This window comes from Massilia sp. CT11-137 (assembly GCF_047302885.1).
Taxonomy (GTDB): Bacteria; Pseudomonadota; Gammaproteobacteria; order Burkholderiales; family Burkholderiaceae_D; genus Telluria; species Telluria orientalis.
The window spans coordinates 3,290,998-3,307,330 of the sequence record NZ_JBKYMP010000001.1 but is presented as its reverse complement, the minus strand read 5'-3'; the positions used below and the strand labels follow the sequence as shown (position 1 = coordinate 3,307,330).

Genomic DNA, 16,333 nt, shown 5'->3' with positions numbered 1-16,333 from the left:
TTGCTGAGCGCAGTCGCCCTCGGCATCCTCGTCGGCAGCTCCGGCTGCCAGAAAAAGCCCGAGAAGACCCGCATCGCCATGGTCGTGAAAAACCTGGGCAATGGCTTTTTCAACGCGGCCCATATCGGCGCCGACGAGGCGGCCAGACAGATCGGCGGCATCGACGTCATCTATACCGGTCCCACGACCCCGAGCGCCGAGGGACAGATCGAGATCATCAACTCTTTGATCAGCCAAAAGGTCGATGCGATCGTTATCTCCGCCAACGATCCGAACGCGCTGGTCCCGATCGCGAAAAAGGCGATGCAACGCGGAATCAAGGTGATTTCCTTCGACAGTGGCCTGACGCCGGAGGGACGTCTGATGCAGTTGAACCCATCCAACGCCGAGCTGATCGGTGAGAAGCAGGTGCAGATGGCCGCCAGCGCCATCGGCGGAGCGGGCGAAGTCGCAATCCTGTCGGCCTCGGCCCAGGCCACCAACCAGAACATCTGGATCGGCGTGATGAAAAAAGTGCTGCAGCAGCCGCAGTACGCCAAGGTCAAGCTGGTGGGTACCGTGTACGGCGACGACCAGTCCGACAAGAGCTACCGCGAGGCGATCGGCCTGCTGCGCAGCCACCCCGACCTGAAAGCGATCATCGCCCCCACCACGGTCGGCATCGTGGCCGCAGCCAAGGCGGTCGTCGACGAAAAGCTGGTCGGCAAGGTGTTCGTGACCGGGCTCGGCCTGCCATCCGAAATGGCCGGCCATGTAAAGAGCGGCGCGGTGAAGGAATTTGCGATCTGGAATCCGATCGACCTGGGCTACGCGGCGACTTATGCCGCCGCCGAGTTCGTCAAGGGCACGGCGCAGTCACAGCCCGGCACCACGGTCTCGGTTGGGCGTATGGGTAGCGTCACACTCGACGCCAACCGCGAAGCGGCTCTTGGCCCACCATTTACGTACAACAGCGACAACGTCGACAAGTTTGCGAAGCTGTTCTGACGCTCCCTCTGCGGCCTGATCATTGGCTGCAGTTTTGCATGTCGTTCCCGCCGCGCGCTGGGACGGCGAGTATCTGCTGCGCGTGTCGTTCCTGTTCTCGACACGCGCCGCGGCCATCATCACAACCTGTCCGCCCATTCGTATGTCAGTCACACAACTGTCCAGCCCTATTCCACACGGCGGCGCCGCGCCGCAGAGCACCGGTGCGCACGCGCCGGTACTCCAGCTGTCCGGCATCAGCAAACGCTTCAACGGCATCGTTGCCCTGAACGGCATGAACCTTAATATCCGGGCTGGCGAGGTCATGGCCCTGATTGGAGAGAACGGTGCCGGCAAGTCCACCCTGGTCAAGACATTGACCGGCATTTACCGGCCGGACGGCGGCACCATCAACCTGGACGGCAAGCCTGTGTCTTTCGGCAGCCCGCAGGAAGCGATGGCCGCCGGGATCACCGCCGTGCACCAGGAAACCGTGATGTTCGACGAGCTGTCGGTGGCCGAGAACATCTACGTCGGGCGGCAACCGGTGACGGGCACCGCGCGCCGCATCGACTGGAAACGCATCGAAGCCGAGGCCCAGGCCTTGTTCGCGCGCCTGGAGGTCGACCTGCCAGTGCGCGCCCGCGTGAAGGACCTGTCCGTGGCCCAGCGCCATTTCGTCGAGATCGCGCGTGCCCTGTCGCAGGATGCGCGCGTGGTGATCATGGACGAGCCGACCGCTGCACTATCGCAGCGCGAGATCCGGGAGTTGTATCGCATCATCGCGCAGCTCAAAGCTGCCGGCACGGCAGTCATCTTCATCTCGCACAAGTTCGACGAGATCTACGAGGTGGCCGACCGGTATACGGTCCTCCGGGATGGCAATTTTGTCGCCGAGGGCAATCTGGCGGACATTTCCGAATCCGAACTGGTGGCGCTGATGGTCGGTCGCGCGGTGCATCAGGCTTATCCGAAAGAGGTCGCGGTAATCGGCGGGCCACTTCTGGAAGTGGAGAACCTGTGCCACCCGACTGAGTTCGACGGCGTCGGTTTTACGCTCCGAAAGGGTGAAATCCTGGGCTTCTACGGCCTGGTCGGCGCCGGCCGTTCGGAAGTCATGCAGGCCTTGTTCGGCATGACGGCCAACGTCCGCGGCACCGTGCGCCTGGACGGCAAGACCATCCGGGTCGCTACTCCGGAAGAAGCGATCGCCCATGGCATTGCCTACGTACCGGAAGACCGTCAGCACCATGGCGCCCATCTGACGATGCCGATCATGCACAACATCACGCTGCCGATCCTGTCGCGGATTGGTTTCTTCCTGCGCGGCGGCAAGCGGGCCGCCGAGACGGCCATCGCACGCCACTTCTCGGAGCAGCTGGAACTGAAGGCCAATCACCTCACCCAGCATGTCGCCGAACTCTCGGGAGGTAACCAGCAAAAGGTCGTTCTCGGCAAGTGGCTGGCCACCGAACCGAAGGTGATCATCCTCGACGAGCCGACCAAAGGCATCGATATCGGCTCGAAGGCCGCCGTCCATCGCTTCATCAGCCAGCTGGTCACGCGCGGCTTGTCCGTGATCCTGGTGTCTTCCGAATTGCCGGAAGTGCTGGGCATGGCCGACCGCGTCGTGGTCATGCACCACGGCCGCGTGCAGCGCGTGTTCGAGCGCGCCGATGCCACGCCCGAGCGCGTAGTCGCCGCGGCATCGGGCATCGAGCTGGTGGAAAACAATCTGGAGGTCCAATGAATCTGTTGAAGCAACGCGAGTTCCTGCTCGCCCTGATGGTCGTCATTCTGATCGGCCTGGTCGGCCTGCGCGCGCCGATCTTTCTCGCCCCATCGTCGCTGGCCAACCTGGTCACGGACAGTACCCTCCTGGTGATGTTGGCGCTAACTCAGATGCTGGTGATCGTCACCCGCGGCGTCGACCTGTCGGTGGCTTCCAACCTGGCGCTGTCGGGCATGGTGGCCGCCATGCTGGCGTCGCACAATCCCGGGCTGCCGCTGCCGATCGTGATCGCGGTCGCGATTCTCGTCGGCCTGGGCCTCGGCCTGGTCAACGGCTGGCTGATCGGCTATCTGCAGCTGCCGCCGATCGTCATCACCTTGGGGACGATGAGTGTCTACCGCGGCATGGTATTCGTACTCTCCGGCGGCGCCTGGGTTTCCGCACACCAGATGCCGCACGATTTCATCGCCTTTCCGCTGACCCGGCTGCTCGGCCTGCCGCACCTCGTGTGGCTTGCCGCGGCGATGCTGGCCCTGATGGCGTTTCTCGCGCGGCATACCCGCTTCGGACGGGATCTGTACGCGGTCGGGAACGCGCCGCAGTGCGCCGGCTACATCGGCATCCCGATCGCGCGCCGCCTGTTGTGGGTCTATGGCCTGTCCGGCGCCGTAGCCGGCCTGTGCGGCTACCTGTGGGTGGCGCGTTACGCGGTTGCCTACACGGAGGTCGCCTACGGTTTCGAATTCACTGTGATCGCGGCCTGCGTCATTGGCGGCGTCAGCATCGGCGGCGGCATCGGTTCGGTCCCCGGCGCGATGCTTGGCGCACTGTTCCTGTCGGTGATCGGCAACGCGCTGCCGGTGCTGCAGGTCTCGCCGTTCTGGCAGAGCGCCCTCACCGGCCTGGTGATCCTGATCGCCGTGCTGATCAACGCACGCGGCAAAACCAGCCGCGGCCGCCAGATCCTTCCCCTGCATACCAACGACATGAAGAGCGCAGCATGAATCCGATCACCATGACGCCCAGCGAAAAGACGTCACGCTATACGATCCTCGACCGTGAGAACACCAAACTGAAGCATGTGCTGACGCGCTGGGAAAGCCTGCTGGCCATGCTGTTTGTTCTCGTTTTCGCGGGCAACAGCATCGTTCTGCCGTACTTTCTCGACCCGTACAACCTGTTGGACGGCACCACGAACTTCAGCGAGAAGGCGCTGATCGCGCTGCCGATGGCGCTACTCATCATTTGCCGCGAGATCGACATCTCGGTGGCCGGCACCCTTGCCCTGTCCTCGGTTGCAATGGGCCTTGCCAAGGGCGCCGGCCTGCCGGCCGAAATGCTACCTGTCGTCGCGCTGACGACCGGCACCGCCTGCGGCTTCCTGAACGGCTGGCTGGTGACCCGTTACGCCCTGCCGTCGATCGTCGTCACGATCGGCACCGTGTCGCTGTACCGCGGCCTGGCCAGCGTCGTCCTCGGAGACAAGGCGTTCACCGGATATCCGGCGCTGATGACGGATTGGGGCCAAGGCTATTTCTTCGGCATCGTGCCGCGCGAGTTCGTGGTCTTGCTGGCATTTGCCGCACTGTTCGCGGTGCTGCTGCACACGACCGTCTGGGGCCGCCGCATCTACGCCATCGGCAACAACCCCGACGCCGCGCGCTTTTCCGGCATCGCTGTCGACCGCTACCGGCTGGCGCTGTTCATGCTGACGGGCGCGATGGCCGGGCTGGCGGCATTCCTGCTGACGGGACGCATCGGCAGTACCCGCCCCAACATCGCGACCGGGTGGGAGCTGGAAGTCATCACGATGGTGATCCTGGGGGGCGTCAGCATCGCCGGCGGTACCGGCACCATCGGCGGCGTCATGCTCGCGGTACTGACCATGGGTACGCTTACCTACGGGATGTCGCTGGCGAACATCCCCGGTATCTACATGACCATCGTCGTCGGCGCGCTGCTGCTGGTGACGATCGCGGTGCCGCGCCTGCTGCGCGGTCGATCGACCCGGGCATAAGGCAGGCACGCGATGAACGACGCTTTGATTGTCCTCGATATCGGCAAGACCAACGTCAAGCTGGCCCTGATCGACGCAGCCGGACATATGCTCGCCGAGCAACGGCGCCCCAACACGGTATTGATGAATGGCCCCTATCCGCATCACGATACCGACGGCATTTGGGACTGGCTGCTTGCGACCTGCCGCACATTCGCCGCGCAGGCCGATGTCACGGCCATCGTGCCCGTTACCCACGGTGCCACCGCCGCGCTGGTGGACGACAACGGTCTGATCTTGCCGGTGCTCGATTACGAAGCGCCCCTGGCGGGCGTCGATTACGACGCGGTGCGGCCCGCCTATGCCGAGACCTGTTCGCCCAATCTGCCGGTGGGACTGAACCTGGGTCGCCAGCTGGCCTGGCTGCAGCAGCGCTTCCCAGGCGAATTTGCACGCACACGCCGTATCCTCATGTATCCGCAGTACTGGGCGTGGCGCCTGTGCGGCGTGGCAGCCAGCGAAGCGACATCGCTGGGCTGTCATACCGACTTGTGGAACCCGCATCGCCAGGAGTATTCGGGCCTGGTGGCGCGCATGGGGTGGCAGACGCTGATGCCGCCGCTGGCCGCACCATCGGCCGCGCTGGGTACGCTGCGTCCCGAAGTTGCATCAGCTACCGGCCTGTCCCCCACGTGCCAGGTCCTCTGCGGCATCCATGACAGTAATGCCTCGCTCGTCCGCTACCTCGACAGCGATCACGCTGGTGGAGCGCGCACCGTGCTCTCCACTGGCACCTGGATGATTGCGGCCGCCTTCGGCGTCAGCATGGCTGCCCTACGTGAAGAAGCGGACATGCTGGCCAATACGAATGCACAGGGCCAGCCGGTGGCGTGCATGCGCTTCATGGGCGGACGGGAGTTCGCCGAATTGGCCGGCCCCCATGAACGTGGGGAGGCTTGTACCCTCGCTGATCTCGAGCGCGTGATGAACCGCGGCACACTCGCCCTGCCTTCTTTTGCCGCCGCCGGCGGACCATTTGCAGGTCGTGCAGGACGCATTATTGGCCCAGAGCCACAGGACGCGCGTGAACGCTACGCGCTGGCGACCCTGTATCTGGTCCTGCTGACGGATTATTGCCTCGACGCGCTCGGTGCGGCCGGTCCGCTGTCGGTCGAGGGCAGCTTCACCGCAAACCAGTGGTTCGGCGCCTTGCTCGCAGGTCTACGGCCGCGGCAGAAAGTGAGCTACTCGGACGATGGTAGCGGCACGACCTGCGGAGCCTGGCTGCTGCGCTATCCCGACAGCATTCCAGCTGCGTCCGGCAAAACGGTTCCGCCAATTTCCTGCGAAAGTTTGCTTGCATATCGCCAGCATTGGCGAGATGCGGTTCTGAATGGCCCACGGCAAGAGCCATCATAACTCTGGCGAAGGTGAAGCGTGAAAAGAAGAGGTTTCCTGATTGGCGGGATAACAGCCTTAACTGCAGGTGCGGGTATTGTCGAAGCAGGCGAAAAGGCATACAAGCAAAATGACGGCCAGGAATTTGGCAATCCGATACTGCGTGGTAGCGGAACCTGTGATCCACAAATCCGGGTCTACGACGACGTCGCCTATATGTACGCCACGCATGACTTTGACGCCGCCAATTCTAATTTCGTAATGAAGGATTGGCGTGTCTGGCGGAGCCATGACCTGGTTCATTGGGATCTGGTCAGCACGCTGAGCCCGCGATCGACATACTTGAAGACCGATAGCGATGAATGCTGGGCCACTGACGCCGCACGTAAAGGTAACGACTATTTCATGTACTTCTCGATGGGGCCGAAGAACATTGGCGTGGTGAAAAGTTCGCTTCCCTATGGCCCCTGGAGTGACCCGCTGGGACAGCCGCTCATTGCGGATGGCACTGTCAAGACCGAAGCTCGTGACCCGGGAATACTGCAAGACCCCGATGGCAGCAGCTACATCGTGTTTGGAACGTTCAGCTATTTCATCGCAAAACTCAACGACGAAATGACGTCGTTGGCTGAAAAACCGAGACGCATAATTATTCGCAATGCCGAGGGACCGTACGGCCGTGGCGTTACGGATGATAAGCCATTCCTGCATTCGAGGCTGGGCAAGTACTATCTGTCTTGGGGGTCATATTACGCAATATCCGATTCACCCTACGGTCCATACGAATGCAAGGGGCGACTATTCACAGAGGATAATGTTGACCCTCAATTCTTGATGGCGCCGGCGAAGTCCCGGAAAGGCGTCTCCGCACGCGATTGGCTGAACTATGACCGGCATGGTTCATTTTTTGAATTGCATGGCCAGACGTATTTCGCATGCAACGACCAGTCAGCTTCGTATTGTTCACCATTTTTTCGAAATTCCGTAATAACTTACGTCCACTATCGAGAGAACGGCGACATCGCGCCGCTTGAGATTCGAGCCGCAGGTGTGGGACGTTATGTTGCTGACAAAGGAATCCGGGCGAGTGACTATTTCGCCGTGATTGGCTGCAGGAAGCGAGAATTCGGCAACGCGTTCGTAATGCAGCCGATCCAGAACGAAAGCAGCCTCTATTTTCCTAATATACAGTTTACGAAGCATTTTTCGACATTGGATATTTTGATATCAACAAGCGAAAATGGTTCAGGATCATTCTCGATCGAAGTTCGCCGGGACTCGAAAAAAGGGCGGTTGCTGGCAAAACGCAGCTACGACCTGTCGCAATTTTGGAAATTGCCTCGCAATGCGTCACTTTCTGTCGATATCAGACGTCCCGAGGAAAGCCTATACATGACCATCAAGGGCAGCTCCGACGGAGAAATCAATATTCACTCTCTTTCATTCAGTGACGGAAAAAGCTGAATCTGACAACTACACGACCATCGTAGTCGGCGCGCAGTGCCAGGCCTGGCACCTGTGCGGCGAAGCAACCACGTTGGGCTGTCAGACCGACTAGCAGGATCCCATCGCCTCCTGCCCAATAACAGTCAGCTCGCGTCGATTGGGAGTTGACTTGTCGCCCATCGCCAGCAAGCGGCGCCGCCCCCATAGCAAAAAAAAGGACGCAGTTTGAGGCAGCGTCCTTTGAAGCGTTGGAGGCCACCCGAACGCGAGGAGACATTCGGCGTTTATTTACAAGCCAGTAGCCACGAGCAGGGCATGCTTGAGCGCCGGAGACTCTCTGACCATGTTCGTTGTTTTATTGGTTCCGACAAAACAGCCGACGGCTCAGATGTAGGCGCCTATCTCCCACTGCTCCCGGGGTTCGCGTTCATATCGCTGGCCGGGCGCCGCGGCGTCGGGGTGCTGCCTGGGCTGTTCGGCCGGCACCGTAATCACCTGGATTCCCTGGTGTTCCAGCATCTGGACAGCTTTGTCCGAGACATCGGTATCCGTAATGACGCGCGCAACCTGGTCCAGGCGGCACAGGATCAGACCAGCGTTGCGGCCGAATTTTGAGCTGTCGGCCACGACGATCAGCTCTTCGGCCTGCTTGATCAGGCGCTGTTCCGCCTGAATCAACAGCGGGTCGGCTTCCATCAGGCCAAGCAGGGACAGCCCATACACGCTCGTAAACATCTTGCTGGCGTAATGGCTCTGGGTGACGTCATTGTCAAAAGGCGCCAGGATGACATTTTGCTCGCGATAGATCTTGCCTCCGGAGAGGACGATTTCGTTCTCACTCGTGGCCAGCAGCCGTTGGGCCATCGGGAACGAATTAGTCAGGATCCGCATATTCTTCTCGGTCAGGAACTCGACCATCATGAATGTGGTGGTACCGCCATTGATGATGATCGTTTCGCCGTCCGCACACATTGATGCCGCCTTCTTCGCAATGGCGCGTTTGCGGGCCGCGCATTCCAGGATGCTCTTCTGGAACGCCTCGCTCGACAGCGAGCTTTGCTGGGACTTCGGTCCGGCGCTTTGCGCGCCGCCTCTCGTACGGACGAGCAGATTGCGGCTGGCGAGCCAGTCAATGTCGCGACGCGCGGTGGCGGGCGATACGTCGAGCGCTTCGGCAAGCCACCTGATCGAAGCCGTCTGGTGCGCGGCGAGAAGCTTCAACAATTTTTTGCGGCGATCGTGGTTCATGATTGTCTCCTCGATATCATTGCTTTTATGGGTGCTTCTACAACGGTGTCACGGTTGGTTCGAATTCGTCCTGTCAGTCGGGGCGTTGGATCGCGTGCGCTGCCGCCTTGCGGCGCTCGGATTCGACCACGACCATGGCGTACGCATAAGCCGTGAAGCGTTCTTCCCACGCGCCAGCGGCGTCCGTGGCCTCGAGCAATTCCGGCCGTCTGGCTGCGAGGTGGTCCTGGGCGGAATACAGGTTGCCGACGAAGGCGAAAATCGAAAATGCCAGGGCTTCCAGCTCGTCGTCCGGTGCATCGAGACCGAAATGATGGGTCAGGATGCCGAGAAGCAGCGCATAAGCCTGGTCGCGCTCGGCAGTCAGGGATTGCAGCAACCCGGTCGGCTCGATGAATTCGCGCACGCGCAACTGCACGCTGAGCAGGGCCGATTTGCCCATGCCGAGAGGCCGCAGGCAGACATGCATGTACCTCCGCAGCAACTCCTGCAACGTCAGACCGGGTGTATCGAATGCTGGAAGATCGTCTCCGACGTCATCGAGGAATTCGTGCAGCGCGGCCCGGTACAGGCCAGCCTTGTCGCCGAAGTGATAAGAGATCGCCGCCAGATTGACGTCGGCGGCACCGGCGACGTCGCGCACCGATGTCGCGGCATAGCCTTTTTTGGAAAACAATCCGAGCGCTGCCAGCAAGATCTTTTCCCGGGCGTATTGACCGTTTGCGCGCACCCTGCGCGTCGGCGATGCTTGTGTCATTGCGTATCCTTCCGGGTCTCTTATTCAAACAAACGTTTGATTATATTAACCAGCCTGTTGTAGTAACACAAGCATCAGCAGGCTGCTTGTTTCAAATAATCAGGATATTGATGGGGGGAAGAGACAGTCACTGCGGACGAGCGATGGGGCACTGCGAGAGGCGGGGCGAATGCCGCCCTCGTTGAAGAGGCTGCAGCGGCGGCACTACGCATGCACGACAACGCGTTCAGGCTGCGTGATGCGGTGCGTTTCTACAAGCTGGTCGGCGACGCTACAGCGCCGGCGCGCCCATGACGATTCCAGATGCCAGCATGCGCAACTGGCCCACGGCTTCATCCATAAATGCTGCGGAAAGTGTCGACCGCACGCCCTACGATGCGCTTGATGTCGTTGCGCGTGAAGATCCACCCGCTCGCGAACAATCCTCCGCCGCTCGTTTCCGCCTCGTACAGGGCGGTCAGGTGCTGGGCTCCGAGTTTGGGATCCACAACCTTCAGGCGCCCCGCGCTGGTTGCAGCGGCGAGGTAGGCTTCCACCGCATCGAGATAGCGTTGCGGTCCCAGTGTCCAGAACCGCTTGGACAGCTCCGGATCGCTCAGTTGGGCGATGATCAGCCGCTTCATCGCAATCGATTCCGGCGCCAGCGTCACCGCGAGATAACGTTCGCCGAAACGCTTCAGCACCATCGAAGGATCTTCCTGTGCGGAAGCGGCCAGCTGTTCCAGTATCGGATCGACTTCTCGTCCGACATGGTGTGCGATCACGGAGAGGAACATGTCGTCTTTCGAAGCGAAATAGCCGTACAGCGTCACCTTCGAGCACCCCGCGCGAGCGGCAATTTCCGTCATGGATGCCCCTTCGTAACCCAGCTCCATGAAGACGGCGCCCGCCGTGTCCAGGATGGCCTCGCGCCGCGCTTCCGTACGCACTCTCATCTCGATCCGATCCTTTAGTGAACTAATAGGTACAGTATTGCTTGACGCGCTCACTGCGTCAAGCGCATACTTGAACTCATTGGTACAGTTAATATGGACGATAACCCGTCATATCCCGAAACATCATGAACTTCTCATCCGGGCCCATGGTTATCCATGGACTACTGCGTGTTGCACTTGCGACCGCACTCGCAACCCTTGTCGGCTGTGCCACGGTAGGACCGGACTATACGCCACCTTCCCTGAAGATACCTGCGGCGTGGGAAGCGGCGCTTCCACACGGAGGCAGCACCGGCGCCCTGCTCGCCTGGTGGCAGGGCTTCAACGACCCGACGCTCGACCTGTTGCTCCGCGCCGGCGAAGCGGATCACCCGACACTGGGCCAGGCCGCCGCCGCGATCGCCGCGGCCAGGGCGAGCCGTGACCAGGCTGGCGCCGGCGCGCTGCCGACGTTGAATGCGGGAATCGGCGCAACGCGCAGTGGCTCCCTGCGCGCCGGTGACGCCGGCGGCGCAAATCCGCTGTTGGCCAGCCAGACAGCGATGACCACGGTCAGCTCGGCGGGCCTGGATGCCAGCTGGGAGATCGACCTGTTTGGATCCGTGCAGCGCAATCGTGAAGCCACCTCGGCGCGCGTGCAGGCACGCGAAGCCGACTGGCATGACGCACGGGTCTCTCTCGCCGCCGAAGTCGCCAGCGAGTATGTCAGGTACCGCGCCTGCCGGCTGTTGGCGCAGAGCCAGCGTGACAACCTGGATTCGCTGCGCAAGACCGCGGCCGGCATTCGCGTCGCCGCTGAGCTCCAGCTGACCGCGCCGGCTGAACTGACACTGGCCAGCGCCGGCGTCGCGAATGCCTCGGCTTCGCTCACGGCACAGGAGGCCGAGTGCGAACTTGGGGTCAAGTCGCTCGTCGCCCTGACTGGTCTCGACGAGCCGCAGCTTCGCCGGCATCTAGGGCAAGAGGTTCCCGCCATTCCCGTCCCGGCCGCCCTCGAGGTCCGTGCCGTACCCGCCCAACTCCTCAGCCAGCGCCCTGACCTCGTGGCCGCCGAACGCACGCTGGCGGCGGCCAGTGCCGACGTCGGCGTTGCCGAATCGAGCCGGTATCCCCGCCTCTCCCTTCTTGGATCGGTAGCGGTCGGCCGGACCTCGGCGGGAGGAACGACCTTGAACACCAGTCCGTGGTCCTTCGGCCCCTCGCTCTCCCTGCCCTTTTTTGATGGTGGCCGGCTGCGTGCACAAGTGAGCTCGGTGCGTGCCGGCTACGACATGGCGCTGGCGTCCTACCAGGGCGCCGTACGCAGCGCCGTACGCGAAACCGAGCAAAGCCTGGTGCGGCTCGACGCGGCCGGCAAGCGCCTCGACGACGTGGCCGCCAGCGCGCGCGACTATCGCCGCTACTTCGAATCGGCCCAGGAAAACTGGCAGGCGGGCGGTATCAGCCTGCTGACCCTCGAAGAGTCCCGCCGCTCCGCGCTGCAGGCGGAACAGGCCCTTGTTTCCACCCGGCGCGACCGGGTTCTGTACGGCATTGCGCTCTACAAGGCCCTTGGCGGAGGCTGGCAGAACACCAATACCACGTATCCCACCGGAGTTTCGCAATGACCCGAACCAAGCGCTTTACCCTTATCACCGTGGCCGCCCTCGCCGCGGTCGTCCTGATAGTGCGCGCGCCGGCGCCCGCCGCGGTGCCGAACGCGCCCGGCAAAGCGAAGAGCCTTGCGGTGGAAGCGGTCCGGCCAGCCCAGGTGAGCTGGCCTTTCGCCGTCTCGGCCAGCGGTCCGCTGGCCGCCTGGCAGGAAGCCACCATCAGCGCCGAAACCGGCGGCCTGCGCATCAGCGCACTGCATGTGGACGTCGGTACGCGCGTCAAGCGTGGACAGCTGCTGGCCGAACTGGCCAGCGAGACGGTCAGGACAGACGTGCGCAAGGCCGAAGCCGCCGTCGCCTCGGCGCGCGCCCGGCTGAGCGAAGCCCAGTCCGATGTCCGCCGCGGTAACGCAGTCCGCGCGAGCGGCGCACTGTCCGGCCAACAGATCGAGCAATACGAGATCACGGAACTGACGGCGGCCGCCACGCTGAAATCGGCCGAAGCCGACCTGGAGAGCGCACGCATCCGTCTTGGCCAGACCCGTATCGTCGCCGTCGACGACGGCGTCATTGCCAGCCGCAGCGCGACGCTGGGCGCCGTCGTTGCCAGCGGCGCCGAGCTGTTTACGCTGGTGCGCGATGAACGCATCGAATGGCGCGCCGAGCTCGACGCCGTGCAGCTTGCCCAGCTCAGGATCGGCAACGAAGCGGAAATCGGCCTGCCGGGCGGCGTCACCGTCAAGGGCCGCGTGCGGCAACTGGCGCCGACGCTCGACCAGAAAACCCGCGTGGCGATCGCTTACGTGGAGTTGCCCAAGGGCGCGGGTGCGCGTGCCGGCGCCTATGCGAGCGGCAGTATCGCGCTTGGCCAGCGTCCGGCCACCGTACTGCCGAGCAGTGCCATCACCCTGCGCGACGGCCGCAGCTATGTGTTCGAGATCGACGCCGGACGCCAGACCGTGATCCAGCACGAAGTGCGTACTGGCCGCAGCCGCGCAGACCAGGTCGAGATCCTCGATGGCATCAAGCCGGGCACGCCGGTGGTGCGCAGTGGAGGTGCCTTCCTCAATGACGGCGATGCCGTCCGTCTCGGCGCAGCAAAGGAATCCGCATGAACTGCTCTGCCTGGTCGATCCGCAATCCGGTTCCGGCAATTCTGCTGTTCGTCGTCCTGACGGTCCTCGGGATCGTAGGTTTTAACAAGCTTGGCGTGCAGAGCTTGCCTGACATGGACCTTCCTGTCATCAATGTGAGCGCGGTGCTCGAGGGTGCGGCGCCGAGCCAGCTGGAGACAGAAGTCGCGCGCAAGCTCGAGGACAGGATCGCGACCGTGTCGGGACTGGATCACATCACCACGACCGTCACCGATGGCACCGTGGCGATCGCCGCGCAGTTCAAACTCGAGAAGAACGGCGAAGAAGCGCTGAATCAGGTCCGCAACGCCGTCGACAGCGCCCGTCCTGAACTGCCTGCCGAGATGCAGCCGCCGACCATCTCGAAGATGACCGTGACCGGCGGAGCGATCGTGACCTACACCGTGCAGTCGGACCGCATGGGCGAGGAGCCGCTGTCGTGGTTCGTCGACCACGATGTCGCCAAGGCCATGCGCTCCGTTCCCGGCGTCGGCGAGGTCACGCGCATCGGCGGCGTCGACCGCGAAGTGGTGGTCGAGCTCGATGCGGTACGGCTCAACGGCCTCGGCATCGGTGCGGGCACGGTATCCAGCCAGCTGCGGGCAGTTCAGCGCGACCTGTCCGGCGGCGAAGGCAGGCTGACGGGGCAGAACCAGTCGCTGCGCACGCTCGGCGCGGTCGGCACCGCCGACGAGATCGCACGCTTGCAGATTCCCTTGGGTGACGGGCGCCACGTGCGCCTCGACCAGGTTGCGACCGTGAAGGATGCGTATGCCGAACGGACTTCCTACGCCCAGCTCGACGGCAAGCGGGTCATTGCATTCCAGGTTACCCGTAGCAAAGGGGCGAGCGAAGTGTCCGTGATGGCCGGGGTACGGAAGGCCGTGGCCAGGCTGCAGGCCGCGCATCCGCACGTGAAGTTCGGCCAGGCTTACAACCTGGTCGACGCGATCGAGGACAATTACGATGGCTCGATGCACCTGCTGTACGAAGGCGCCGTGCTGGCGGTTCTGGTCGTGTTCTGGTTCCTCCGCGACTGGCGTGCCACCCTGGTCTCGGCCGCCGCCCTGCCGCTGTCGATCATCCCGACATTTGCAGCGATGTACTTCCTCGGCTTCACACTGAATACGCTGAGCCTGCTGGCACTGGCGCTTGTCATCGGCATCCTGGTCGACGACGCGATCGTGGAAGTCGAGAACATCGTTCGCCACCTGCGGATGGGCAAGCCGCCGATCCAGGCGGCCCTCGACGCGGCCGATGAAATCGGCCTGGCCGTGGTGGCCACCACGCTGGCGCTGGTGGCGGTATTCCTGCCCACCGCCTTCATGAGCGGCATCGCCGGTATGTTCTTCCGCCAGTTCGGCATGACGGCCGCGATCTCGGTGCTCGCGTCGCTGCTGGTAGCGCGGCTGCTGACGCCGATGATGGCGGCCTACCTGCTCAAGGGCGACCATCCGGAGGAACGCGACGGCTGGCTGATGCTGCGCTACCTTGCCTGCGCGCGCTGGTGCCAGGCGCACCGCAAGACCACCGTGCTCGGGGCGGTCGGCTTCTTCGTCGCATCCCTCGCCCTCATTCCTCTGCTGCCGACTGGCTTCGTGCCCCCGGCAGACCAAAGCCAGACGCAGGTCGGCATCGAGCTGACCCCGGGCAGCCGGATCGACGACACCCTGCGCGTCACCGAGTTGGTCCAGCAGCGCCTGGCCACGATCAAGGACGTGCGTCACGTGTTCAGTTCGGTCGGAACGACGATCAGCGCCAACAGCAATAGCGCCGCCACTAGCGGCAGCGATGCCCGAACCGCGACGCTGATACTGACACTGACGCCGCGCACGGAGCGCGACTACAAACAGTCCGTGATCGAGCAGGAAATCCGCAACGCACTGGCCTCTGTGCCGGGCGCGCGGATTACCGTGGGCGGCGCCAACACCGGGGAATCGCTGCTGATCATGCTGGCCAGTGATCATGCCGACGCGCTTGCCGGCGCGAGCCGTACCGTGGAGCGCGAGCTGCGCACCCTGCGAGGGATCGGTTCGGTCACCTCGGGCGCAAGCCTGCAGAGGCCGGAGATTCAGATCACGCCGGACTACGCCCGTGCCGCCGATCTCGGCGTGACCAGCGAGGCGCTGGCCTCGGCCGTCAGGATGGCCACATACGGCGACTATGCCGCGGCCATGAGCAAGCTGAACCTGCCTGAGCGTCAAGTGGACGTTCGGGTCCGCCTTGCCGGCGAAATCCGCCGCGACATCGACGCGATCGGCCAGATTCGGGTTCTGGGCAGCAATGGTCCGGTGACGCTGGCGAACATCGCCGAGATCCGTACCGGCAGCGGGCCGAGCCAGATCAACCGGCGCGACCGCATGCGGCAGACGACGATCAAGGTAGAACTGGGCGGGCGCAGCATCGGCGAAGTGCTGGCGGAGGCCAAGCGCCTGCCTTCGCTGCAGTCGCTGCCGAACGGCGTACAGCAGGTTCAGTCCGGCGACGCCGAGATGATGGTTGAACTGTTCGAGAACTTCGGCGTGGCAATCGTCATCGGCGTGGCCTGCATCTACTTGGTGCTGGTGCTGCTGTTCCATGATTTCCTGCAGCCGGTGACGATTCTCGCTGCCCTGCCGCTTTCGGTCGGCGGCGCGATGGTCGCCCTGCTCATCACCAACAACAGCCTGTCGCTGCCTTCCGTGATTGGCCTGCTGATGCTGATGGGCGTGGTGACCAAGAATTCCATCCTGCTGGTGGAATACGCCGTGATGGCGCGGCGTGAACAGGGCGTGAGCAGGTTTGACGCGCTGATGGACGCTTGCCACAAGCGGGCGCGTCCGATCCTCATGACGACGATTGCGATGGGCGCAGGCATGATGCCGATCGCGATGGGACTCGGCGCCGATCCGAGCTTCCGTTCGCCGATGGCGATCGGCGTGATCGGCGGCCTGGTGACCTCGACCTTGCTCAGCCTGTTGGTCATCCCGGTGGTCTTCACCTATGTGGACGACGGCCTGTTATGGCTCAAGCGCTGCGTCGTCTTTCTTACCAGGTCAAAGTTATCGGACAACCGTCGGCCCGGCGGAGCCGGTCTGGTATCTGCAAGTGTCGAAGTGGCCGATACGCCGAAGGTTTGATTCGGCGACAC

Annotated in this window: 12 protein-coding genes; 9 read left to right on the top strand and 3 right to left on the bottom strand. The window is 63.0% G+C overall.

The window, feature by feature from the left end; all coding sequences use genetic code 11:
• The first annotated feature begins 3 nt into the window (after positions 1 to 3).
• The 6 genes from rhaS (at position 4) to ACEN98_RS14925 (ending at position 7,556) form a co-directional block, all read left to right on the top strand.
• Positions 4 to 987 carry a rhamnose ABC transporter substrate-binding protein gene (rhaS, locus tag ACEN98_RS14950; protein WP_413385995.1) on the top strand — a complete coding sequence of 328 codons (984 nt, stop codon included), beginning with the start codon at positions 4 to 6 and terminating at the stop codon, positions 985 to 987.
• 142 nt (positions 988 to 1,129) lie between these two features.
• A complete protein-coding gene (locus ACEN98_RS14945; protein ID WP_413385994.1) occupies positions 1,130 to 2,716 on the top strand; it encodes a sugar ABC transporter ATP-binding protein in 1,587 nt (528 codons plus the stop codon).
• Positions 2,713 to 3,702 carry an ABC transporter permease gene (locus ACEN98_RS14940; RefSeq protein ID WP_413385579.1) on the top strand — a complete coding sequence of 330 codons (990 nt, stop codon included), beginning with the start codon at positions 2,713 to 2,715 and terminating at the stop codon, positions 3,700 to 3,702. The genes ACEN98_RS14945 and ACEN98_RS14940 overlap by 4 nt, the downstream gene beginning before the upstream one ends.
• Complete coding sequence (locus ACEN98_RS14935) at positions 3,699 to 4,715, top strand: ABC transporter permease (protein WP_413385578.1); 1,017 nt, start codon at positions 3,699 to 3,701, stop codon at positions 4,713 to 4,715. The genes ACEN98_RS14940 and ACEN98_RS14935 overlap by 4 nt, the downstream gene beginning before the upstream one ends.
• Positions 4,716 to 4,727: 12 nt before the next feature.
• On the top strand, positions 4,728 to 6,113 hold the full coding sequence (locus ACEN98_RS14930) for an FGGY-family carbohydrate kinase (RefSeq protein ID WP_413385577.1): 1,386 nt from the start codon (positions 4,728 to 4,730) through the stop codon (positions 6,111 to 6,113).
• An 18-nt stretch (positions 6,114 to 6,131) separates the two neighbouring features.
• The gene (locus ACEN98_RS14925) at positions 6,132 to 7,556 is read left to right on the top strand and encodes a family 43 glycosylhydrolase (protein WP_413385576.1); all 1,425 of its coding nucleotides are present in this window, start codon (positions 6,132 to 6,134) and stop codon (positions 7,554 to 7,556) included.
• Positions 7,557 to 7,922: 366 nt separating this feature from the next.
• Here ACEN98_RS14925 and ACEN98_RS14920 read toward each other — a convergent pair whose 3' ends face one another.
• The 3 genes from ACEN98_RS14920 to ACEN98_RS14910 all read right to left on the bottom strand — a co-directional run bounded on the left by ACEN98_RS14920 (position 7,923) and on the right by ACEN98_RS14910 (position 10,472).
• Positions 7,923 to 8,786, bottom strand: coding sequence for a DeoR/GlpR family DNA-binding transcription regulator (locus ACEN98_RS14920; protein ID WP_413385575.1), 864 nt, complete (start codon positions 8,784 to 8,786; stop codon positions 7,923 to 7,925).
• Positions 8,787 to 8,859: 73 nt separating this feature from the next.
• Entirely contained in the window at positions 8,860 to 9,543 is a 684-nt protein-coding gene (locus ACEN98_RS14915) for a CerR family C-terminal domain-containing protein (protein ID WP_413385574.1), read from the bottom strand.
• A gap of 332 nt (positions 9,544 to 9,875) precedes the next feature.
• Positions 9,876 to 10,472, bottom strand: coding sequence for a TetR/AcrR family transcriptional regulator (locus ACEN98_RS14910; protein ID WP_413385573.1), 597 nt, complete (start codon positions 10,470 to 10,472; stop codon positions 9,876 to 9,878).
• Between the two features lie 131 nt (positions 10,473 to 10,603).
• Between ACEN98_RS14910 and ACEN98_RS14905 the strand changes: the two genes are divergently transcribed.
• From ACEN98_RS14905 to ACEN98_RS14895, 3 genes are read left to right on the top strand one after another with little or no spacing between them, the layout of a single operon-like run.
• Positions 10,604 to 12,085, top strand: coding sequence for an efflux transporter outer membrane subunit (locus ACEN98_RS14905; protein WP_413385572.1), 1,482 nt, complete (start codon positions 10,604 to 10,606; stop codon positions 12,083 to 12,085).
• Positions 12,082 to 13,185 (top strand): efflux RND transporter periplasmic adaptor subunit, encoded by a 1,104-nt coding sequence (locus ACEN98_RS14900; protein ID WP_413385571.1) that lies wholly within the window; start codon positions 12,082 to 12,084, stop codon positions 13,183 to 13,185. The genes ACEN98_RS14905 and ACEN98_RS14900 overlap by 4 nt, the downstream gene beginning before the upstream one ends.
• Entirely contained in the window at positions 13,182 to 16,322 is a 3,141-nt protein-coding gene (locus tag ACEN98_RS14895; RefSeq protein WP_413385570.1) for an efflux RND transporter permease subunit, read from the top strand. The genes ACEN98_RS14900 and ACEN98_RS14895 overlap by 4 nt, the downstream gene beginning before the upstream one ends.
• The last annotated feature ends 11 nt before the right edge of the window (positions 16,323 to 16,333 follow it).